We start from the raw sequence: 21,262 nt of genomic DNA on the forward strand, positions 1-21,262 counted from the left end.
GATGACTGTCGCCGGCGCCGAACCACCCCGGCGCCGGCGACACCCCCTCCTGCTGCCGTACGGGCTGCTGCTGCCCGCGGCGGCCGTGCTGGCCCTGGTGCTGGGTTATCCCCTGGTACGGCTGCTGGTCATCTCGTTCCAGGACTACGGCCTGCGATCCCTGTTCACCGGGACCGTCGGTTGGGCCGGCGTCGCCAACTACACGGCGGTGCTGACATCCCCGGATCTGGCGCCGGTTCTGTTGCGCAGCATCGGTTTCTGCGCCGCGCTGGTGATCGGCACGCTGGTCATCGGGCTCGGGGTCGCACTGTTGATGGCGCGCTTGGGCCGTCGGATGCGGGCGGCGGTGATGTTCGCCCTGATCGCCGCCTGGGCCATTCCCAACGTGGCGTCCACGCTGGTCTGGCAGTGGCTGTTCCAGCCGGTGTACGGCGTGGCCAACTGGCTGCTCAGCCGGATCGGGGTGGTCGGCGACGTCACCCAGCACGACTGGACGACCTCGGCGCTGTCGGCGTTCGCCCTGGTGTGGCTGCTGGTGGTGTGGCAGTCGGTGCCGTTCGTGGCGCTGACCCTGCACGCCGGCCTGAGCCAGATCCCCCGCTCCTACTACGAGGCCGCGGCCATCGACGGCGCCGGGCCGGTGCGGGTGTTCACCACCATCACGCTGCCGTTCCTGCGCCCGATCCTCGGCCTGGTCACGATTCTGTCGGTGATCTGGGACTTCACCGTGTTCAACCAGATCTGGATCCTCACCCAGGGCGGTCCCAGCGGCCAGACCACCACGTTGGGCATCTGGACGTTCACCACCGCGTTCAGCCAGAACTCGTTCGGCCAGGGCGGCGCGGTCGCCGTGGTGTCGGTGGCGCTGCTGCTGGCGCTGACCGCGGTGTACGTGCGCCGGCTCGTCCGCTCCGGGGAGGCCATATGAGGATCGCCCGCAATGCGATGGCGGCGTTGTTCTGTGTGGTGTGGCTGTTTCCCGTGTACTGGATGGTGAACACGGCGTTCAAGCCGTACGGGGACATCCTCAGTGCCACGCCGAAGTTCCTGCCGTTCCCGTTCACCCTGGCCAACTTCGCCGACGCCGTGGCGAAACCCGGCTTCCTGCGCGACCTCGGCAACAGTGTCCTGGTCACCGGCTCGGTGGTGGTCGTGGCGATCGTGGTCGCCTTCCTGGCCGCGACGGCGTTGACCAGATTCCGTTTCCCGGGGCGGAGAAGCTTCCTGATCGGCGTGCTGGTGGTGCAGATGGTTCCGGTGCCGGCGCTGGTGATCCCGCTGTTCCTCAGCCTGAAGTCCGTGCACCTGCTCGACACCTTCCTCGGCCTGGGGCTCACCTATGTGGCGCTGGTGCTGCCGTTCACCATCTGGACGCTGCGCGGGTTCCTCCAGGGCATCCCGGTGGAGCTGGAAGAAGCCGCGCTGGTCGACGGCGCGGGCCGGGGCACCGTGATCCGGCGGATCCTGCTGCCGCTCGTGCTGCCGGGCATCATCGCCACCAGCGTGTTCGCGTTCATCACGGCCTGGAACGACTTCCTGTTCGCCTACGTGGTCATGAAGGACCAGTCCGGCTACACGCTGCCGGTGTGGCTGGTGTCGTTCAGCACGAGCACCGGCACCGACTACGGCGGCCTGATCGCCGCGTCCACCCTGTTCGCCCTGCCCGTCATCGTGTTCTTCGCCCTCGTCCAGCGCCGGCTGGTGGAGGGCATGACCGCCGGCGCCGTGAAAGGCTGACTGTGATCATTCCCCGTCCCCGGCACGCCGAGTCGCGGCCGGGCTGGTTCCGGCTCCGCCCGCAGCTGCTGATCAGCCACGGGCCCGGCGCCGAGCGCGCCGCCGACCTGCTCGCCAACTACCTCGGCCTGCGCGGCGGAGACAGCAGCGCCCAGATCCACGTCGAGCTGTCCGCGGCCGCTCGGGACCTCGGTCCCCAGGGCTACGAGCTGGTCATCGAGCCGCACCGGGTGCTGCTGTCGGCCACCACCGAGGCCGGGCTGCTCAACGGCGTGCAGACGCTGCGTGGCCTGGCGCGGACGGAAACCGTGCCGTGCCAACATATTCGGGACCGGCCCAAACTGCCGTGGCGGGGCGTGATGCTGGACGTGGCCCGCCACCACATGCCGATCGAGTTCCTGCACCAGTTCGTCGACGTGATGGCGCTGCACAAGCTGAACGTGCTGCACCTGCACCTGACCGACGACCAGGGCTGGCGCATCGAGATCGACGGCTGGCCGCGGCTGGTCGACGTGGGCGCGTGGCGGCCGGAGAGCATGGTCGGCCCCGCCGGCAGCACCCGGTTCGATGGCGTGCCCCACGGCGGCTACTACACCCGTGCCGAGCTGCGGGAACTGGTGCGCTGCGCGGCCGATCGCGGGGTGATGGTCGTGCCGGAGATCGAGATGCCCGGCCACGTCCGCGCGGCGTTGGCGGCCTATCCCGAGCTGGGCAACTTCCCCGGGCGGCGGCTGCCGGTGTGGACGAGCTGGGGCATCAGCGAGGACATTCTCGGCGTGCACGACACGGCCCTGGAGTTCTGCCGGGACGTGTTGCGGCAGGTCACGGAGGTTTTCCCCGCTCCGTACGTGCACATCGGCGGCGACGAGTGCCCGACGACGCAGTGGGCCACCGCCCCGTCCGCCCTGGCCCGTGCCGCCGAGCTGGGCTTCTCCGACCCCGGCCTCCTGCACGGATGGTTCCTCGGGCAGATGCGGGACACCTTGCGGGACCTGGGCCGGACCGCCGTGTGCTGGGCCGAGACCGGTCGCCACCCGGGCGGGCCGCCGCCGGGGCTGGTGCTGGCCGCGTGGCGCGACACCGCCCACGGCGCGCTGGCCGTGCGCGGCGGGCACCAGGTGATCATGGCCCCGCACCGCTCCACGTACCTCGACTACCGGGAGAGCGAACCCGCCGGGCCGTCGGGGATCGTCACCACCGTGACCGACGTGTACCGGTTCGACCCGCTGGCCGGCGGGCTGCCGGTGGCCGTCGGCAGCCGGCCCGGGGTGCTCGGCGCGCAGGCCCAGCTGTGGACCGAGTTCGCCCCGACGCCCGATCACGTGCGGCGGCTGGCCTTCCCGCGGCTGTGCGCGTTCGCCGACTCGGCCTGGCGGTCGACCGCCCCCGACTACGATGACTTCCGGCGCAGGCTGGCCGGCCAGCTCGACCTGCTGCGCGCCCTGGACGCCCTACCGACTCCTGAGACGACAACCCCTGGGACGCCAACACCGTGACCGCCGCCGAGCAGCCGTTCGACCCCCGCAAGTCCTCCCCCAAGCGGGACGTCGTCCGCCGCCACATCCTCGGCCTGATCGAGAACACCCCGCCGGGCACGGGGCTGGCCCCCGAGCGCGAACTGGCGCAACAACTCGGCGTGTCCCGGCCGACCGTGCGGGCCGCCCTCGACGAGCTCACCCGGGACGGTTTCCTGGTCCGGCAGCGTGGCCGCGGCACGTTCACCAGCCCGCACAAGGTCACCCAGGAGCTCGCCGCCGGCATGGCCGCGCCGCCGGCCGAGGGCGACTGGACCAGCTGGGTCGTCACCTTCGACGTCGGCCCCGCGCTGCCCCCGACCGCCACCCGCCTGGAACTCGACCCCGGCGACCCCGTCCTTCGGGTCACCCGGGTCCGACTGGTCGACGAGGAGCCGATCGCCATCGAACGGCTGGAGCTGCCGGCCGCCATCGTGCCCGGTCTCCAGGCCGCCGACATGGAGTCCGGCAACTTCTACCAGCTGCTGCGCGAGCGGTTCGGCGTCCTCGTGGCCGAGGCCGTGCAGAGCATCGAGCCCTCGTTCACCAACCCCGAACAGGCCGAACTGCTCGACGTGCCCGTGTACACCCCGCTGCTCCAGATCGAGCGCACCACCCGGGACGCCGACGGCCGCATCGTCGAGGTCACCCGCTCGGTGTACCGGGGCGACCGCTACCGGATCACCTCCACCCTCCGCTTCGACGACTCCTCCGGCTGAGCGGATCCGCGGTCTGTCGCCTCGGGGAAAGTGGTCAAGATCGGCAATACTCGCCGGGTGTTGATCGTGACCGGGGTGGCGGCGCTGGCGTGGCTGTACCTGTTGCTGGCGCACGGGGGCTTCTGGCGGACGACCTGGCGGCTGCCGGCAGGAAGATCGCCGGGTCGGTGGCCGGCGGTGGTTGCGGTGGTGCCTGCCCGCGACGAGGCGGACGTGCTGCCACTGACGTTGCCGACGTTGCTGGGGCAGGACTATCCGGGCCCGTTCCGGGTGGTGTTGGTGGACGACGCGAGCACGGACGGCACGGCGCAGGCGGCGCTGGCGGTGGGCACAGGGCGGCTGGACATCGTGCGCAGCGACGGCCCGCCGTCGGGGTGGGCGGGCAAGGTCGCGGCGATGGCGACGGGAGTGCGGGCGGCCAGCGACGGGGAGTACCTGTTGTTCACGGACGCGGACATCGCGCATCCGCCGGACGGGGTGCGGAAGCTGGTGGCGGCGGCGGTGAGCGACGACCGGGCCCTGGTGTCGCAGATGGCCTTGCTGCGCACGGAAACGGTGTGGGAACGCCTGATCGTGCCGGCCTTTGTGTACTTCTTCAGCCTGCTGTTCCCGTTCGGCAAGGTGAACGACCCGAGGTCGCGAACCGGCGCGGCGGCCGGTGGCTGCATGCTGGTGCGGCAGGACGCGTTGGAACGCGCGGGCGGACTGGCGGCGATCAAGGACGCGCTGATCGACGACGTGGCGTTCGGAAAACTGCTCAAGTCGAGCGGCCACCGCACCTGGCTCGGACTGACGACGTCGATCAGCAGCCAACGGCCGTACCCGAGGCTCAAGGACTTGTGGGACATGGTGGCCCGCTCGGCCTACACCCAGTTGCGGAACTCCCCGCTGCTGCTGGTCGGCTGCGTGCTCGGACTGCTGCTGATCTTCGTGGTCCCGCCGCTGGCGGTCGTCGTCGGGCCGACGGAAACGCGGCTGCTGGGTCTGCTGGCCTGGGCGGTGATGGCCGGGACGTACCTGCCGACGCTCAGGTTCTACCGGCTGCCGGTGTGGCTGGCCCCGGCCCTGCCGGTGGTGGCGGTGCTGTACACGGCGATGACCGTCGACTCGGCCCGCCGGCACTGGCTGGGTCGCGGCGCGGCATGGAAGGGCCGAACTGCGAAAACCTGCCGGTAGTTGTCAGGTACCTACGGGAGGATGGACCGCATGGCAACACTGATGACTCCCCCGGTCGGCACCGACGAGCGAGCCGCTCTGCTGGCGTTCCTGGCCAACCAGCGCGAGGCGCTGATGGCCTGCGTGCACGGCCTGACCGACGCGGACGCCGGCAAGACCTCCACGGCCAGTGCCCTGTCGGTGCTCGCGCTGCTGCGGCACGCCAACCGGACCGAGCGCCGCTGGGTGCTCGCCGCCCTCGACGGCCGGGAGTTGCCCGGCGAGTGGCCGCCGGACGACTGGTCCAAGGAGTTCGTGCTCGACCCCGAGGACACCATCGCCGGCCAGGTCGCCGCGTACCGGGAAACGGGCGCGTGCACCGAGGAGATCGTCAACGCCCTGCCGTCGCTGGACGTGCCGTGCAAGCTGGCCGACGCGGCGCAGTGGAACGCCCGCTGGATCCTGCTGCACCTGATCGAGGAGACCGCCCGGCACGCCGGTCACGCCGATATCATCCGCGAGTCCCTGGACGGCGCGACCGCGCCGGCGTTGATCGACGCCCTGAACGCGGCACAATAGGCGCGTGGCCTACGACCTCGGGGATCACCTGGTGGTCGGCATCGCGTCCAGCGCGCTGTTCGACCTGGCCGACTCCGACCGGGTGTTCCGGGAGGACGGCGAGCAGGCGTACCGGCGGCACCAGGAGGAGCATCGGGACACGCCGCTCCAGCCCGGGGTGGCGTTCCCGTTCGCGCGCCGGCTGTTGTCCCTCAACGACATCAGCCCGGTGGACGTGATCGTGCTGTCCCGCAACGACCCGGACACCGGGCTGCGGGTGATGCGGTCCATCGCCCACCACCAGCTGCCGATCACCCGGGCGATCTTCACCCAGGGCCGCGCGCCCTACCGGTTCATGCCGGCGCTGAACATGTGCCTTTTCCTGTCCGCCAACGACATGGACGTCCGGCAGGCGGTCGAGGCGGGCCTGCCGGCCGGCCGCGTGCTGGAGTCCACCTTCGTCGACGACGAGCAGGACGACGAGCTGCGCATCGCCTTCGACTTCGACGGCGTGCTGGCCAGCGACTCCTCCGAGCGCGTGATGCAGGCCCATGGGCTGGACCGTTTCCAGAGCCACGAGGTCGCCAACGCCGTCACGCCGCTGGAACCGGGGCCGCTCAAGAACTTCCTGGCGGCGATCAACCGGATCCAGCGGCGTGAGGAGGAGCACCGCCTGGCCAACCCCTCCTACCGCAACCGGGTCCGCGTCTCCATCGTCACCGCCCGCGGCGCCCCCGCCCACGAGCGGGCCGTGCTCAGCCTCAAACGCTGGGGCGTGATGGTCAACGACGCCTTCTTCCTCGGCGGCATCGGCAAAGCCGGCATTCTCGACGTCCTGAAACCGCACATCTTCTTCGACGACCAGCCGCTGAACCTGACCTCACGGGAGGTGCCCAGCGTGCACGTCCCGTTCGGCGTCATCAACGAAGCAGCCCACTGAGGACGTGCGGCAGCGGCTGGTCAGCGTCCAGTGGGCGAGCGTCGACGACGGCTTTGTTGTCGAAGATGATCATGGCCTGGTCGGCCGGTAGGGCATTGAACCACTTGCGCAGCAGGAAAGACCGGCCGGTGTCGGTGGGAGCGCCGGTCAGCCGGAGCCGGGCCATGCCGCCGTCGGGGAAGACGTCGAGGCGCACGTGTTTGACGGGCCGGGAGACGTCGAGCAGGAAGCGGTGGCGGGTGTCGGGCTGGAGGCGGATCTTGGGCAGCAACGGAAACCACGCGCTCGGGTCGTCGACGCGGTCGCCGCAGCCGCTCAGCGAGGCCCAGCCGGGGGCGTTTCCCTTGAAGTGGCGGGTGTCGAGCTCGGCGATCGACACCACACCCTCAGCAGCCAGCCGCAGGAGGACCCAGTCGTTGCCGTCGTCGCGACGGCGGGCGGTCTCCCAGCCGTCGCCCATGACGGCGGCGAAGCCGGGCGAGATCAGGTTGGTGGGCTTGGAGTAGAAGACGTTGCTGGCGTCGAGGATCTCTCCGCCGTTCTCCAGGGCGGCCAGGTCGACCGAGCCGATGAGCAGCCGCGGGTCGGCGATGGGCTCGCCGTGCACCCGCAGCCGGGCGACGCCGCCGTCGGGGTAGATGGTGAGCCGGACATGGGTCCAGCGCCGGTCGGAGTCGACGTCGAAGACGTTCTCGGCGTCACCGGCCAGCTTGCCGCGGGACACGATGGTGTGCCACTCCCCCTCGGCCAGCTCCGACGGCGCGGGATAGCCCTCCACCGCGCACGCCTCGACCGAGGCCTCGACCGGGTAGTTGCCCTTGAAGAACGCGGTGTCGACGATGACGCCCCGCACCACCCCGGCCACGCCCAGCCGCACGATCGCCTGGTCGACACCGGGTTCCCGCCGCCGCCGGGTCTCCCAGCCGTCGTAGACCTGCCCCTTGTGGCCGAACGTGTAGGTCTGGAACACGGGCGGTTCCGGCTTGATCAGGTTCTCCCGCTCGGCGAAGAACTCGTCGTTCGCCCACGGCACACCGCCGCCCAACCGGCGCGAGGCGAGGTCGGGAAGAGTGGTCCAAGCCGGTGTCATACGTCTCCTCTGGTCAACAGCTTTCCGAAGGGGTGGCCGGTGATCTCGCGGCCGCGCAGGAAGGTGCTGCGCACGACGCCGTGCAGGTCCCGGCCGTGGTACGGGGTGACGGGGTTGCGGTGGGCGAGCTGGTGGGCGTCGACGGTGAAGGGCTCGTCCGGGGCGAACACGGAGAGGTCGGCGTCGGCGCCGACAGCGATGCGGCCCTTGCGGGCGAAGCCGGCCAGGGACGCGGGCTTGGTGGCCATCCAGTCGACGACCCGGGACAGGTCGAGACCGCGCCGGCGGGCCTCGGTCCAGACCGCGGGCAGCCCGAGTTGGAGGCTGGCGACGCCGCCCCAGGCGTGCCCGAAGTCGCCGGTGTCCAGGCGTTTCAGGTCCTCGGTGCACGGCGAGTGGTCGCTGACCACGAGGTCGATCACGCCGTCGGCCAGGCCCTGCCACAGGGCGTCGCGGTTGGCGTCCTCGCGGATCGGCGGGCAGCACTTGAACTGGGTGGCGCCGTCAGGGATGTCCTCGGCGGTGAAGCACAGGTAGTGCGGGCAGGTCTCGGCGGTGATCGGCAGGCCCTCGGCCTTGGCCTCGGCGATCAGCGGCAGGGCGTCGGCCGAGGACAGGTGCAGGATGTGCACGCGGGTCCCGGTCCGGCGGGCCAGCGCGATCACGGCCCTGATCGCCTCGTTCTCGGCCCGCCGCGGCCGGGACGCGAGGAAGTCCCGGTAGCGGCGGCCGCACGAGGGCGGAGCAGCGTCGATGACCTCGGCGTCCTCGGCGTGCACGATCATCAGGCCGTCGAACCCGCGCAGCTCACGGAGGGCGTCGGCCAGCTCAAAGTGGGTCAGCGGCGGGAACTCCGGCACGCCGGAATCGAGCAGGAAGCACTTGAACCCGAACACCCCGGCGTCGTGCAGCGGCCGCAGCGACGGCAGGTTGCCAGGCACCGCGCCACCCCAGAACCCGACGTCGACGTACACCCGGCCCTCGGCGGCCTTGCGCTTGACCTGCAACGCGTCCGGGTCGACGGTCGGCGGCAGGCTGTTGAGCGGCATGTCGACGATGGTGGTGACGCCGCCCCGCGCGGCAGCCCGGGTGGCGGTGTCGAAGCCCTCCCACTCGGCCCGACCGGGGTCATTGACGTGCACATGGGTGTCGACCAGGCCGGGCAGCAACACCTCGTCGTCGTTGACCCGGATGGTCGCCTCCGCCGCCGGTGGCCTCTCGAACGGCTCCACGGCGGCGATGCGGCCGTCGAGAACGCCGACCGAGACCGGCCTGATCCCCTCCGGCGTGACCGCCCGCCGCGCCACCAGCGTCAGATCCATTGTGGACATAGATCCTCCCTTGGCCCGCTCAGCAGCATAGGTGATCTCTCACGATGCGCTCAGCCGTCAGCTCCAGCAAGGGCCCCGGCCGGGCGCGGCAGCGGGCCGGGTCGGGTTCCAGGTCGGTTAGCGCGTACGCGGCGGCGATCCCGGCCCCGACCAGGTCTTTCGGCGTCAGCGAGCACACCCCGGCCACGGCCACCACCGGCACGCCGGCTGCTGCCCGGGCGACGCCGACCGGGGCCTTGCCACGCAGCGACTGGGCGTCCAGCGAGCCCTCACCGGTGATCACCAGGGCCGCGCCGCGCACGGCGTCACCGAAGCCCAGCAGCTCCAGCAGGACGTCCACGCCCGGACGCCGTTGGGCGCCGAGCACCGCCAGCGCGGCGTAGCCGACTCCCCCGGCCGCACCGGAGCCGGGCATGGCGGGATCGTCGCCGACCACGGCGGCCCAGCGCCGCAACGCCTCGGCCAGCAGGGAAACCTGTAGTGGGTTGGCACCCTTCTGTGGACCGTAGACAGCAGCCGCGTCGGTCAGCGGGTTGTCGACGTCGGTGGCCAGCACCAGCTCCACCTGCGACAACCGGGAATCCAGCCCACTGAAGTCGACCTTGTCCACGGCGGCGAGCCCACCGCCGCCGGGCTCGACCGGCATTCCCGAGGCGTCCAGGATCAACGCGCCGAGGGCCCGCAGCATCCCGGCCCCGCCGTCGGTGCAGGCGCTGCCGCCGAGACCGAGCACGATCCGCCGGCAGCCGAGGTCCAGCGCCACCCGGATCAGCTCGCCGACGCCGTAGCTGGTGGCGGTCAACGGCGAACTGCCCAGGCCCAGCCCTGCGGCCTGCGCCAGCTCGACCACGGCGGTGCCGGTCCGGTAGGCCAGCATCGCGCGCACCGGCGTGCCCAGCGGCCCGGTCACGGTGGTGATCAGCCGGTCGAAGCCGGCGGCACAAGCCGCGTCCACGGTGCCTTCGCCGCCGTCGGCCACCGGCACCACCCGCACCTCCAGCGCCGGGTCGGCCCGCCGCAGGCCGGCCGCCAGGTGCTCGGCGACCTGGCCCGCGGCGAGCGTGCCCTTGAACTTGTCCGGGGCCAGCAGGACCTTCATGGTCCTCAGCTGACCGGCTCGAACTCGACGACGGTGTCCAGCGCGCTGCCCATGGAGGCGTTGGCGGCCCGGTCGATCATGATCTCCACCAGCACCGGCCGGCTGGTCCGGTCGGCCTCCTTGCGGGCCCAGGCCAGCGCGTCGGTGATCTCCGCCGGCTCGGTGACCCGGCGGCCGGCGCAGCCGTAGGCCTGCATGATCTTGACGTTGTCGGCGCCGTACTCGTCGTAGTGGATGTCCACCTGGTAGTTCATGTTGTAGCCGGTCTCGGCCTGCCGGATCAGGCCCAGGTACTCGTTGTTCAGCATGATCAGCACGAACGGCACGTCGTACTGCGCGGCCACGGCCAGCTCTTCGACGAGGAACTGGAACGAGTAGTCGCCGACAACCGCGACCACCTCGGCGTCGGGTTTGGCCGTGCGCACGCCGATGGCCGCCGGGATCTCCCAGCCGAGCGGCCCGGCCTGGCCGCAGACCTGGTAGTGCCGCGGCCGGTGGGCGCGCTGGAACTGGCCGGACCAGATCTGGTAGAGCCCGATCGCGGTGACGAAGTAGGTCTCCGGGCCGTAGAACTCGTTGATCTCCCGGAACACCCGCGGCGCCTTGATCGGCACGGTGTCGAAGTCGTCCCGGCGCGGCAGCTCGGCCCGCAGTTCCGCGATTCGTCCCACCCAGTGCGACCAGGTCCGCCTTGCCTGCCGCTGCTTCGCCGCCGCCAGCAGGGCCTCCAGGAACAGCCGCGTGTCCGAGACGACGCCGAGATCGGGCCCGAACACCCGGCCGATCTGCAACGGGTCGACGTCCACGTGCACGAAGGTCCGATCGCCCCGGTAGACCGACAGCTCGCCGGTGTGCCGGTCGCCGAACCGCGCGCCCAGGGCCAGCACGAAGTCGGACTCCAGGAACAGGGCGTTGGCCCAGCGCTGGCTGGTCTGGATGCCGGCCATGCCGGCGAACAGCTCGTGGTCCTCGGGCAGGCATCCCTTGCCCATCAACGTGATCTGCACCGGCACGCCCAGCAGCTCGGCCACCTCGCGCAGCACGTCGGAGGCCTCGCCGCCGATCACGCCGCCGCCGGCCAGCAGCAACGGACGCTCGGCGGCCAGCAGCAGGTCCAGCGCCCGCTCGACCCGGGGCGGGTGCGGGGCGAGCGCCTCGACCGGCAGCGGGGCGTCGATCGCGCCGTCCCACTCGATCTCCTGCTTCTGCACGTCCAGCGGCAGGTCGATGAGCACCGGGCCGGGCCGGCCGGAGCGGGCGATCCGGAACGCCTCGCGGAAGATCCACGGGGCCTGGGCCGCCTCCTTGACCTGGACCGCCCACTTGGTGACCGGCTTGGCGATCTCCACGATGTCGACCGCCTGGAACGCCTCCTGGTGCAGCTTGGTGGAGACGGCCTGGCCGGTGATGCACAGGATCGGCACCGAGTCGGCCTGCGCGGTGTACAGGCCGGTGATCATGTTGGTGCCGGCCGGGCCGGAGGTGCCGACGGCCACGCCGACGTTGCCGGTGGTGCGGGCCCAGCCGTCGGCCATGTGGGTCGCGCCCTCCTCGTGCCGCACGATCAGGTGCTTGAGCGGGCTCTGCTCCAGGGCCGCGTAGAACGGCAGGATGGCGGCGCCCGGGCAGCCGTAGACGGTGTCCACGCCCTCGGAGGCCAGCACCTCGACAACCGCCTGCATGACGGGGATCCTCGGCATGGCTATTCCCTTCCCGACAGGGTCTCGACGACCTTGAGCAGCGCGGAGTGGTCCAGCGAGCCATGGCCCATGGCCCGCGCCGCGGCGACCAGCTGGGCGACCAGCCCGGCCATCGGCAGCGACACGTTCGCCTGGCGGGCGGCGGCCTGCACGATGCCCATGTCCTTGTGGTGCAGGTCGATCCGGAAGCCGGGCCGGAAGTCACGGGCGATCATCGACTCGCGCTTGAGGTCGAGGATCCGGTTGGCGGCCAGGCCGCCGGCGAGCACGTCCAGGCCGGCCTTCGCGTCCACGCCGGCCGCCTCCAGCAGCACGATCGCCTCGCTGACCAGGGCGTAGATGCCGCCGACGACCAGCTGGTTGGCGGCCTTCACCACCTGGCCGGCGCCGTGCGGGCCGACGTGCACGATGGTCTTGCCCAAGGTCTCGAACAACGGCCGCGCCTGAGCGAAATCGGCCTCGGCCCCACCGACCATAATGGACAGTGCCGCGTTCTTGGCCCCGGCCTCGCCGCCGGACACCGGGGCGTCCAGCACGCGAATTCCCTTGCGCGCGGCCGATTCCGCGACGGCGATGGACGTCTCGGGGCGGATCGTGCTCATGTCGACCAGCAGAAGGCCGTCGCCGCCGACGGCGATGACCTCGGTGGTCACTGCCTCGACGTGCTCGTCCTGCGGCAGCATGGTGATCACGACCTCGGCCCCGGCGACCGCCTCGGCCACGTTCCCGGCGGCCTGCCCGCCGGCCGCGACCAGCTTGGCCAGGGCCGGTTCGTTCAGGTCGAAGCCGGTGACGGTGTGGCCGGCGGCGGCCAGGTGGCCGGCCATCGGCGAGCCCATGATGCCGAGGCCGATGAAACCGATCTTGCTCATGACAATTCCCTCCGGAATGTCGGCAGCCACCCGAGACTGTCCGCGGTCGCGCCGGTCGGCCGGTACTCGGCGCCGACATGTCCGCGATAACCGTTGGCGGCCAAGGTGGTCAGATGGCGCAGCAGGTCCAGCCGGCCGCTGCCCGGTTCGCCGCGGCCGGGGGCGTCGGCGAACTGGACATGGCCGATGCGCTCGATGTGCTTGCTGGTCACGGTGTCGAGGTCGTCGCCGTTGACCGCGAGGTGGTAGAGGTCGCAGAGCAGGGCCACGTCGTCCAGCGGCACCCGGTCGGCGACGGCCAGCGCGTCGGCCGCGGTCAGCAGCGGGTAGTCGGGCGCGCCGGACAGCGGTTCCAGCACGATCGTGCCGTCGATCGCCCGTACGGCGGTGGCCGCAACGAGCAGGTTGGCGTCGGCCAGTTCGTCCTGTTCGGACGGTGTGAAGCCGGCGATCCGGTTGCCGTACAAGGCGTTGAAGGTGCGGCAGCCGGTGCGGCGGGCGATGTCGACGGCGATCTCCACGCTGTCGGCGAACTCGCCCTGCCGGCCGGGCCAGGACACGATGCCGCGGTCGCCTGCGGGCATGTCGCCGGCGAAGAAGTTCAGGCCCACCAGTTTCGTGTCGGCGGCGTCGAGCGCGTCCACGAACGCGTCGACCTCGGCCGGGGTCGGGCTCGCGGTGTCGAACGGCCACCAGAACTCCACCGCGTCGAAGCCGGCCCGCTTGGCCGCCCGCGGCCGCTCCAGCAGCGGCAGCTCGGTGAACAGGATCGAGAGGTTGGCGTCGAGAACCACCGGATCACTCCGATTTCCGTATCGCGGAATTAGTTTTCCGATTAGTGAGAGAGTAGAACGGTTCGCTGCGGCCGGTCAACGGTCGGCGCTACGGTTCGACCGTGGATCTGGAGGCCGAGTTCACCACCGAGCCGTTCCGCGCCGCTGCCGACGGCGAGCCGCCCGAGCACGCCTCGCGGGCGGCCGAGCAGGCTCGAAAAGCCGGTCTGGACACGACTTTCGGGCCGCTGGGCACGACCGTTCGCGGCTCCGCCGATCAGGTGCTGGCGGCGTTGCCGGAGATCTTCCGCGCCGCCCTGGACGGCGGTGCGACCCGCGTGACGCTGCGACTGGACGCCCCCAACGGCGAGCCGAATGCGGATCACGAAGAATCCGCGCCGGTCGGCGTCGGCGCGCTGGACCGGGCCATCGCCGAGGTCGAGTCCGAATTCGGCAGCCCGCTCAGCGAGCTGTCCCGGGCCGACAAGCAGCGGGCGGTGCGGTTACTGGAGGAGCGCGGGGCGTTCGAGATGCGGAAATCCGTGCCGGCGGTGGCCGAGGCGCTGGGCGTCACCCGGTTCACCGTCTACAACTACCTGAACCGCTCGTGATCAACTTCAACAAATTGTTGACACCGGCCACCGCCCGCTCCTACCGTCGCCAGACATGAACCTCGACGAGGCGACGCTGATGGAGTGCCTGGCGGTGCCCCGTTGGACGCGGGCGGTGCTCGACGGTCAGCCCTACGACTCCCCCGAGGCGCTGTTCGCGGTGGCCGAGCGGGCGGCGGCGACGCTGACCGCCGAGGAGGTCGGGCTCGCGCTGGCCGGCCACCCGCGCATCGGCGACAAGACCGGCAGCGCCACGTCCCGGGCCGAACAGTCCGGTGTGGACAATGTCGACGAGTTCGTCGCCGCCAATCGGGAGTACGAGCGGCGGTTCGACCGGATCTACCTCGTCTGCGCCGCCGGCCGCAGCGGAACCGAGCTGCTGGCCGATCTCCGGCAGCGGCTGGGCAACGATCCCGACACCGAGCTGGCCGTCACCGTCCGGGAACTGGGCAAGATCGCCCTGCTGCGTCTGGAGAAGGCCGTCTCATGATCACCACACACGTGCTCGACACCACCTCCGGCCAGCCCGCGCAAGGAGTTCTGGTCCGCCTGGAATCGAACGGCCGGATCATCGGCGACGGCGTCACCGACGACGACGGCCGCTGCCGCGAGCTGGGTCCGGAGCACGTCGAGGCCGGCGTCTACCGGCTGGTCTTCGACACCGACACCTACTTCACGCGGGTGGGACGCGAGGCGTTCTTCCCCGAGGTGACCGTGACGTTCCGGATCACCGACACCGGCCGGCACTACCACGTGCCGGTCCTGCTGAGCCCGTTTTCCTTCACCAGCTACCGAGGGAGCTGATCCGCGTGGCCGTGCACCTTGGCCCCAACCAGTACGGCAAGGCGGAGAACCGCCTGGTCACGGTGTCCCGCGAGGGTTCCGTGCACACGCTCCGGGACCTGACCGTCAGCACGTCGCTGCGCGGCGAGCTGGCCGCCACCCACCTCACTGGCGACAACTCCGGCGTGGTGCCCACCGACACACAGAAGAACACCGTCTACGCCTTCGCCAAGGAGGCGCCGGTCGGCGAGATCGAGGAGTTCGCGCTGCGGCTGGGCCGGCACTTCGTCGGCTCCTTCGACCAGATCACCGGCGCCCGCGTCCTGATCGAGGAGCACGGCTGGGGCCGGATCGCCGTCAACGACCACTCGTTCGTCCGCGGCTCCGACGAGAAGCGCACCACCGCCGTGACCATCGAGCACGACCAGGCGTGGGTCGTCTCCGGGCTGCGGGACCTGGTCGTGCTCAAGACCACCGGGTCGGAGTTCCACGGCTATCCGCGCGACAAGTACACCACCCTGCCCGAGACCAACGACCGCATCCTGGCGACGGCCGTCAGCGCCCAGTGGCGGTTCGGGGCGCTGGATGTCGACTGGGCCAAAAGTTTCGCCGAGGCCCGCGAGGCCATGCTGGCGGCGTTCGCCGACACGCACAGCCTTTCCCTGCAACAGACCCTGTACGCCATGGGCGAGGCCGTCATCGAGACCCGCCCGGAGATCGCCGAGGTGCGGCTTTCCCTGCCCAACAGGCACCACTTCGTCGTCGATCTCGGCAAGTTCGGGCTGGAGAACAACAACGAGGTGTTCTACGCCGCCGACCGGCCGTACGGGCTGATCGAGGGCACCGTCCTGCGCGACGACGCCCCCGAGCCCGGTCTCGCCTGGCACACCCTGCCGGCGTTCTAGCTGTTCACAGCGGCGGCAGCACGTCCAGGACCGTGGCCACATCCAGCAGGAACTCGTCCGACGGGCGGCCGTGCAACGGCTCGGTCTCCGAGATGACAAAGAGAGGGCCGTCGCGTCGGGACCGGTAGTGCTGGCCGGTGAACTTGATGCCGGCCACACCCAGGATCTCGGTGATGAACGGCGTGACGTCGCCGGTCCCGTAGGTGTCCTCCAACTGCCGGAGCTGCTCGGCGTCGTCGGCCGACGGCATGGTCACCCACATCACCGTTCCGACGATGTCATTGCCGTTCGCGTCCTCGAACGCGTACACAACCTGGCTGAGCTTCTTGCAGGGATGCGTGATGAAGAACTGCTGCACCTGCCCGAAGGACTGCACGGCACAACGGAGATCGTCCTTCACCTTCCTTTCGAGCTGCCGCAGGGCCATCCGCTGCCATGCCTCCTTCTCGTTCCCCTTCTTCGCCGCGTCGCGACTGCTGGCTGTTTCCGCGTCAGCCGAGCCCTGGCTGGCGGCGGTGTCCAGGGCAGCGCCGACCGACGTCGTGACATCCGCTCCGTTCGCCAGTCGAATCGCAGGAACGCTCGACTGTCGTACGGACACGGGTCAGCGCACCGCCGTTCCGGCAAAGATCACCCAAACATCCCAAGCGTTCAGTGGCAGTGGCCGTCCCGGCCCAGGGTCTGCTCCGGACCCGCGCCGGGACGGGTCCACTGGGGCACCGGCCGGCTGGTCCCGTCCCAGGTGGCGTTGCCGGCCGCGTCTGAACGCCAGTACCAGCAGGCATGGTTCCCGTCGGGAATGCCTTGCCACGCCTCGCCGCGGCCGCGGGGCGTCATGTCCAGCAGGGCGAAGGAACCGGACATCGCCTCCGTGCCGCGGCCGGTGGTGTAGTAGGTCATGAACACGCGGTCGCCGTCGCGGAGATAGCTGGTGATGTACCCCATGTCGCCACCAGCCGGGCCTTCGACGTCGCGGACCGAGTACCAGGGCACGGTGTAGCCCATGAACTCGACGAACGGTTCGACCTCGTTCCAGCGGCCGACGGTGAGGATGGCGAACGAGACGCCGCGGGCGTTGAGGTAGACGGCGTCCTTCATGTGCCACGCCGCGTAGGTGCAGCCCTCGCACTGCCCTTGGTGGGGAGCACCGTCCCACCACATGTGCTTGTAGGTGATCAGCTCGTCGCGGCCCTGGAACAGGTCGAGGAACGGGACGGGGCCGTTCGGGCCGACGACCTCGACCTTCCCGTCGAACTCGACCATCGGCAGCTCCCGGCGGGCGGCGGCGATGGCGTCGCCCTCGTGGGTGTGGGCCTTCTCGCGGACCAGCAGCTCGTCACGAGCGGTCTGCCAGGTCGCCATGTCGGTCACGGGACGCTGGGTTGTCACGGTCGCCTCCAGTAAGTGTCGGGTGCTTCATGACTGTGTCGAAGCCATGGGCGCTGTTTCGACACTCCGGTCCCAATGACTTACTTTCACTCGTCACTGAAGCGACAGTGCTTCATGCACTCTGGCGCTCCGCCCGCTCCCGGACCAGCTCCTCGACCGCGCTGGGCAGGGTCGTCTCGAAGTCGATCAGCTTGGCCCAGGTCGGGGTCATGACGACCCGCACCATGCCGTCGTACAGCGACCGGACCTCGGCCTCCCACTCCACCCGCTGCTCCGGCGTCATCTCGTACGACCCGTTCATCTGGAGGTACTCCTCCGGGATGCCGTCGACGACGTCCAGTTCGACCCGGCCGCGGATGAGCAGGATCTTCGGCGGGTGCACCTCGGTGTCGATGGTCAGCGCCACCGCCGGGTTGTGCCGCAGGGCGGGCAGTTTGGGGGCGTTCTTGGTGGTGCACATGACGATCTGCGAGCCGTTCCAGGTGAAGGCGATCGGCACGGCGCGGGGCGTGCCGTCCTTGGCCACGTAGGCCAGCCGGCACAGGTCGCGGGCCAGCAGCTCCCGGCTGAGCGGACGGTCGAGGATCTCGGCGATCTGGGTCGGCTCCATGGCGGGTCCTCCGGCTCTCGTGGCTGTTCGTCGTCCCTGGGACGGAGCCGCCGACGCGTTCTCGACAACCGGGCGTGGCTTTTCTCGACGAGGTTTTGTCACGGCAGAATCGCTGCCGTGACGAGCGGGGAAGAGGCCACCGGCGGCAAGCGGGTCGGCTGGGTCGAGCTGTACTTCGACCTGGTGTTCGTGTTCGCGGTGGGCCAGGTGGCGCACGGCATCGTGACCGATCCGCACTGGTCGCGGGCCTGGTCGGCGCTGGGGCTGTTCATGACGCTGTGGTGGACGTGGATCGGCTTCGCCGTGCTCTACAACCGCCGCGGCGACGACAAGCGCACCCCGGACCGGCTGTTCGTGCTGGCCGGCACCATTCCGTGTGCGATCGCCGCGACCCAGGCCCATCACGTCTTCGAAGGGCATCCCGCGGTGTTCGCGCTGGCGTTGGCCGGGGTGCGGCTGGTCCTGGCGGTCGCGCACCGATGGCCGGCCGAGGGCGAGGTCACGCAGAACCGGATCAGTTGGGGTTACACGCTGTCGACGCTGCTGTTCGTCGCCTCGGCCTTCGTCCCCTCCCCCTGGCTGTACGTGCTGTGGGGGCTCGCACTTCTGCAGGAGGCCGGTTTCCTGCTGCTCGGCGACCGTGGACGCCGTCGTGGGGAGCGGCCGACCAGGGCGATCCTGTGGCGCGAGATGTTCACCCCGCCGCAGCGCCCGAACCAGGCGCTGGACTCGGCGCACCTGTCCGAGCGCTTCGGCCTGTTCATGATCCTGTTGTTGGGCGAGTTGGTGATCACGGTCGGCGGGGCGGTGCTGGAACGACCGTCCGACGACGCCGGGTACTGGCTGGTCGTGGTGGGCGGGCTGGTGCTGGCCGGGGCGCTGTGGTGGATCTACTTCACCTCGGCCGCCGAGATCTACGAACGGCTGCTCGGCCTGTCCGGCGGCAATCCCACGCTCGCCTACTCCCTCTACGCCGGCGGACACCTGCCACCGGCCTTCGCGCTGCTGCTGATCGCCGCCGGGGTGAACCTGTCGTTGCAGGAGCCCGCGCCGTCGGCGGCGGCGGCGTGGTTCGTCACCACCGGCCTGGCCATCTACCTGGTCGGCACCAAGGCTTTCAGCACCGGCCCGAAACGCTGGTACGTGGGCCTGTTCCGAACCGCACTGCTGGCCGCCACCGTGTGCCTCGCCTTCGTCGACCGGATCCTGCCCGCGCCGGGCGTGGTCGTGGTGGTCGCGGTCTGGGCCATCGGCGTCGCCGCCCTGACCAGCCCGGTCCGGCACCGGGCGCTCGACCTGCTCGGCGACACCCCGGCGGAGTTCCTGCGACGGCTGCCCGATCGGCAGTGACCGCAGGGGCCAAAGCCCCTACATCACCGGCTGGGCCGGGCTAGCGTGACAGTCGACAACGGGGGGACTCATGCGTCGACTTGTCACAACCGCATCCTGTGCCGTGCTTATCCTGGCCAGCGCCGGCACCGCCGCAGCAGCCACGGACCCGCGGCAGACCGCTCTGGACAACGCCGTGCAGGCCGGGAACATCGGCATGGTCGCGGCCGCCTCGGACCCGAACGGCAACTGGCGCGGGCGGGCCGGCATCGGCGACCTCGCCACCGGCGCAAAGCCGAACACCAATGGGCAGTTCCGCATCGGCAGCGTCTCCAAGACGTTCACCGCGACGCTCGTGCTGAAGCTCGCCGCCAAGGGCAAGCTGGGCCTGGACGATCCCATCGCGAAGTACCTGCCCGGTCTGCTGCCGTATCCGGAGCCGATCACGATCCGGGAGTTGTTGCAGCACACCAGCGGTCTGCCCCGCGACCTGGCCCCGCAGTACACCTGGACGACCCTGCCGGAGTTCGACACCGAGCGCTTCGTGCACTTCGACGAGGTCGAGGCGATCCACGACAGCACCGTGCAGCCGCTGCTGTTCCCGCCGGGCACCAACTGGTCGTACTCCAACACCGGCTTCAACGTGTTGGCGCTGCTGGTGGAGAAGCTCACCGGCCGCCGGTACGAGCAGGTGCTCGCCGACTGGATCACCGGCCCACTGCACCTGCGGGACACCTTCCTGCCACGGGACTTCCCGCTGGTGCCGAATCCCGCCGAGCACGGCTACGAGCAGCTCTACCCCGCACCGCAGGGGCCGACCGACGTCACGGCCTACAACCTCACCCGCTACTTCGGCGCCGGGGACATCATCTCCAGCACCGCCGACCTGAACCACTTCTTCCACGCGCTGCTCGGCGGCCAGCTGCTGCCGGCCGACCTGCTCACGCAGATGAAGACCACCGTCCCGTGGCCGGGCCAGGACGGGCTGCTCAGCTACGGGCTGGGGCTGATGCAACTGTCCCTGGCCGGCATCTGCGGCCCCGGCGCGCCGACCGTCTGGGGACACGGCGGCGACGTGCCCGGCTACAACACCTGGTCCATGAGCGACGAGACCGGCACCCGGCAGATCACCGTCTCCTCCGGCATCGACATCACCGCCTCCCCCGCCGCCGACCTCGGCCGGCTCGTCGCGATGGCGACCGAGTTCTGCACCCCGGCGGCCGGGCCCGGCGCGCAGGCCCACGCCAACCAGCTCCAGGACGCGCTCCGCTAGCGGTGTTCGCGGCGGAAGGTCGCCGGCGGCACGCCGCAGGCGGCGGTGAAAGCGGTGTAGAACCGGCTGACCGAGCCAAACCCGGACTCCGCTGACACCCGCTCGACCGCCAGGTCGGTGGTGATCAGCAGCCGTCGGGCCTCGGCCAGCCGGCGCTGCCGGAGGTAGTCGACGACGGTCGTGCGCACGACCCGTCGGAACTGGGTCATGGCGTAGTTGGGGTGCAGCTGGGCCGCCGCGGCGACGTCGGCCACGGTCAGCGGCTCGCGGAAGTGCTCGGCGATGTGCCGGACCATGGCCACCACCTGGCGCAGGTTCGGGTCCGCGACGGAGTACTGGCGCACCGGTTCGCCGACGGTGGTCAGCGCGAGCCGTCGGACCCGGGCCTCCACCTCCAGCATGGCGATCTGACGGCGTTCGGGCTCGTCGCTGTTCAGGTCGTCGGCCCACTGGGCGAAGTTGGCGGGATCGGTGGCCAGGGCGGCGGTCGGCGGGGCGACCAGCGGGATGCCCGACAGCAGCCGGCTGACCAGCGAATCCGGCAGGCCCCAGGCCAGAAAGGTCTGGAACGGCACGTAAACCCAGTGCGCACGGGCCACGGAGTTGGCCACCAGCTGGTGGGGCACCGCCGCCCAGAACGCGGCGACGCTGCCCGGCCCGACCTCCACCGGCACCCCGCCGAACAGGTAGAGCATCGTGCCGCCGTCCGCGACCAGGTTGATCTCCAGGTCGTCATGCTGGTGGGCCGCGCCCATCACCTCGGGGCTGCCGGCCCAGCCGGCCAGCATGCCCGGCTCGATCTGAGGATCCAAGAAGTTCCCGCTCCCATCGGTGAAGACCTCGCGGATCCTAGGCCCCTACCGTCGTGATCGTC

At 70.6% G+C, this 21,262-nt stretch carries 23 protein-coding genes; 13 read left to right on the forward strand and 10 right to left on the reverse strand.

Annotated features, from left to right (window positions below; genetic code table 11):
- The first annotated feature begins 1 nt into the window (after position 1).
- Genes JJ691_RS13795 through JJ691_RS13825 form a run of 7 tightly spaced genes read left to right on the forward strand, consistent with a single transcriptional unit; the run spans position 2 to position 6,623 of the window.
- Complete coding sequence (locus JJ691_RS13795) at positions 2-928, forward strand: carbohydrate ABC transporter permease (protein WP_211769174.1); 927 nt, start codon at positions 2-4, stop codon at positions 926-928.
- Positions 925-1,737: a carbohydrate ABC transporter permease gene (locus JJ691_RS13800; RefSeq protein WP_211769175.1), complete on the forward strand. Its 813-nt coding sequence runs from the start codon at positions 925-927 to the stop codon at positions 1,735-1,737. The genes JJ691_RS13795 and JJ691_RS13800 overlap by 4 nt, the downstream gene beginning before the upstream one ends.
- A 2-nt stretch (positions 1,738-1,739) precedes the next feature.
- The gene (locus JJ691_RS13805) at positions 1,740-3,233 is read left to right on the forward strand and encodes a beta-N-acetylhexosaminidase (RefSeq protein ID WP_249227897.1); all 1,494 of its coding nucleotides are present in this window, start codon (positions 1,740-1,742) and stop codon (positions 3,231-3,233) included.
- The gene (locus JJ691_RS13810; RefSeq protein WP_211769176.1) at positions 3,230-3,970 is read left to right on the forward strand and encodes a GntR family transcriptional regulator; all 741 of its coding nucleotides are present in this window, start codon (positions 3,230-3,232) and stop codon (positions 3,968-3,970) included. The genes JJ691_RS13805 and JJ691_RS13810 overlap by 4 nt, the downstream gene beginning before the upstream one ends.
- A 57-nt stretch (positions 3,971-4,027) precedes the next feature.
- A complete protein-coding gene (locus JJ691_RS13815; protein WP_211769177.1) occupies positions 4,028-5,146 on the forward strand; it encodes a glycosyltransferase in 1,119 nt (372 codons plus the stop codon).
- 30 nt (positions 5,147-5,176) lie between these two features.
- Positions 5,177-5,704: a DinB family protein gene (locus JJ691_RS13820; protein WP_211769178.1), complete on the forward strand. Its 528-nt coding sequence runs from the start codon at positions 5,177-5,179 to the stop codon at positions 5,702-5,704.
- A gap of 4 nt (positions 5,705-5,708) precedes the next feature.
- Entirely contained in the window at positions 5,709-6,623 is a 915-nt protein-coding gene (locus tag JJ691_RS13825; protein ID WP_211769179.1) for a 5'-nucleotidase, read from the forward strand.
- Here JJ691_RS13825 and alc read toward each other — a convergent pair.
- The 6 genes from alc to JJ691_RS13855 are packed head-to-tail and all read right to left on the reverse strand — an operon-like array spanning position 6,604 to position 13,509.
- Entirely contained in the window at positions 6,604-7,713 is a 1,110-nt protein-coding gene (alc, locus tag JJ691_RS13830) for an allantoicase (protein ID WP_211769180.1), read from the reverse strand. The two genes, JJ691_RS13825 and alc, sit on opposite strands and share 20 nt — an antisense overlap.
- Positions 7,710-9,035 carry an allantoinase AllB gene (allB, locus tag JJ691_RS13835; protein ID WP_211771458.1) on the reverse strand — a complete coding sequence of 442 codons (1,326 nt, stop codon included), beginning with the start codon at positions 9,033-9,035 and terminating at the stop codon, positions 7,710-7,712. Before allB ends, alc begins: the two co-directional genes overlap by 4 nt.
- 28 nt (positions 9,036-9,063) lie before the next feature.
- Positions 9,064-10,143: a glycerate kinase gene (locus JJ691_RS13840; protein WP_211769181.1), complete on the reverse strand. Its 1,080-nt coding sequence runs from the start codon at positions 10,141-10,143 to the stop codon at positions 9,064-9,066.
- 5 nt (positions 10,144-10,148) lie between these two features.
- Entirely contained in the window at positions 10,149-11,843 is a 1,695-nt protein-coding gene (gene gcl / locus JJ691_RS13845; RefSeq protein WP_211769182.1) for a glyoxylate carboligase, read from the reverse strand.
- Positions 11,844-11,845: 2 nt separating this feature from the next.
- A complete protein-coding gene (locus tag JJ691_RS13850) occupies positions 11,846-12,715 on the reverse strand; it encodes an NAD(P)-dependent oxidoreductase (RefSeq protein ID WP_211769183.1) in 870 nt (289 codons plus the stop codon).
- The gene (locus tag JJ691_RS13855) at positions 12,712-13,509 is read right to left on the reverse strand and encodes a hydroxypyruvate isomerase family protein (RefSeq protein WP_249227898.1); all 798 of its coding nucleotides are present in this window, start codon (positions 13,507-13,509) and stop codon (positions 12,712-12,714) included. Before JJ691_RS13855 ends, JJ691_RS13850 begins: the two co-directional genes overlap by 4 nt.
- 101 nt (positions 13,510-13,610) lie before the next feature.
- Between JJ691_RS13855 and JJ691_RS13860 the strand changes: the two genes are divergently transcribed.
- Genes JJ691_RS13860 through pucL form a run of 4 tightly spaced genes read left to right on the forward strand, consistent with a single transcriptional unit; the run spans position 13,611 to position 15,787 of the window.
- Positions 13,611-14,099 carry a helix-turn-helix domain-containing protein gene (locus JJ691_RS13860; protein WP_211769184.1) on the forward strand — a complete coding sequence of 163 codons (489 nt, stop codon included), beginning with the start codon at positions 13,611-13,613 and terminating at the stop codon, positions 14,097-14,099.
- A 55-nt stretch (positions 14,100-14,154) separates the two neighbouring features.
- Positions 14,155-14,589: a 2-oxo-4-hydroxy-4-carboxy-5-ureidoimidazoline decarboxylase gene (locus tag JJ691_RS13865; RefSeq protein WP_211769185.1), complete on the forward strand. Its 435-nt coding sequence runs from the start codon at positions 14,155-14,157 to the stop codon at positions 14,587-14,589.
- Complete coding sequence (gene uraH, locus JJ691_RS13870; protein ID WP_211769186.1) at positions 14,586-14,903, forward strand: hydroxyisourate hydrolase; 318 nt, start codon at positions 14,586-14,588, stop codon at positions 14,901-14,903. The genes JJ691_RS13865 and uraH overlap by 4 nt, the downstream gene beginning before the upstream one ends.
- Before the next feature lie 5 nt (positions 14,904-14,908).
- Complete coding sequence (pucL, locus tag JJ691_RS13875; RefSeq protein ID WP_211769187.1) at positions 14,909-15,787, forward strand: factor-independent urate hydroxylase; 879 nt, start codon at positions 14,909-14,911, stop codon at positions 15,785-15,787.
- A gap of 4 nt (positions 15,788-15,791) precedes the next feature.
- Here the strand turns inward: pucL and JJ691_RS13880 are convergent, their stop codons facing one another.
- The 3 genes from JJ691_RS13880 to JJ691_RS13890 form a co-directional block, all read right to left on the reverse strand.
- Positions 15,792-16,214, reverse strand: a complete 423-nt coding sequence (locus JJ691_RS13880; RefSeq protein ID WP_249227899.1) for a hypothetical protein — start codon at positions 16,212-16,214, stop codon at positions 15,792-15,794.
- A 224-nt stretch (positions 16,215-16,438) separates the two neighbouring features.
- Positions 16,439-17,176: a DUF899 family protein gene (locus JJ691_RS13885; RefSeq protein ID WP_256449388.1), complete on the reverse strand. Its 738-nt coding sequence runs from the start codon at positions 17,174-17,176 to the stop codon at positions 16,439-16,441.
- Between the two features lie 112 nt (positions 17,177-17,288).
- Complete coding sequence (locus tag JJ691_RS13890) at positions 17,289-17,786, reverse strand: pyridoxamine 5'-phosphate oxidase family protein (RefSeq protein ID WP_211769188.1); 498 nt, start codon at positions 17,784-17,786, stop codon at positions 17,289-17,291.
- Between the two features lie 117 nt (positions 17,787-17,903).
- Here JJ691_RS13890 and JJ691_RS13895 point away from each other — a divergent pair, with 117 nt between their 5' ends.
- Together JJ691_RS13895 and JJ691_RS13900 are read left to right on the forward strand one after the other, a co-directional pair.
- Complete coding sequence (locus JJ691_RS13895) at positions 17,904-19,136, forward strand: low temperature requirement protein A (RefSeq protein WP_211769189.1); 1,233 nt, start codon at positions 17,904-17,906, stop codon at positions 19,134-19,136.
- Positions 19,137-19,239: 103 nt separating this feature from the next.
- The gene (locus tag JJ691_RS13900) at positions 19,240-20,388 is read left to right on the forward strand and encodes a serine hydrolase domain-containing protein (protein ID WP_249227900.1); all 1,149 of its coding nucleotides are present in this window, start codon (positions 19,240-19,242) and stop codon (positions 20,386-20,388) included.
- Here JJ691_RS13900 and JJ691_RS13905 read toward each other — a convergent pair.
- A complete protein-coding gene (locus JJ691_RS13905; RefSeq protein ID WP_211769191.1) occupies positions 20,385-21,200 on the reverse strand; it encodes a helix-turn-helix domain-containing protein in 816 nt (271 codons plus the stop codon). The two genes, JJ691_RS13900 and JJ691_RS13905, sit on opposite strands and share 4 nt — an antisense overlap.
- Positions 21,201-21,262: the final 62 nt, after the last annotated feature.

It is taken from the genome of Kutzneria sp. CA-103260, assembly GCF_018263855.1.
GTDB lineage: Bacteria > Actinomycetota > Actinomycetes > Mycobacteriales > Pseudonocardiaceae > Kutzneria.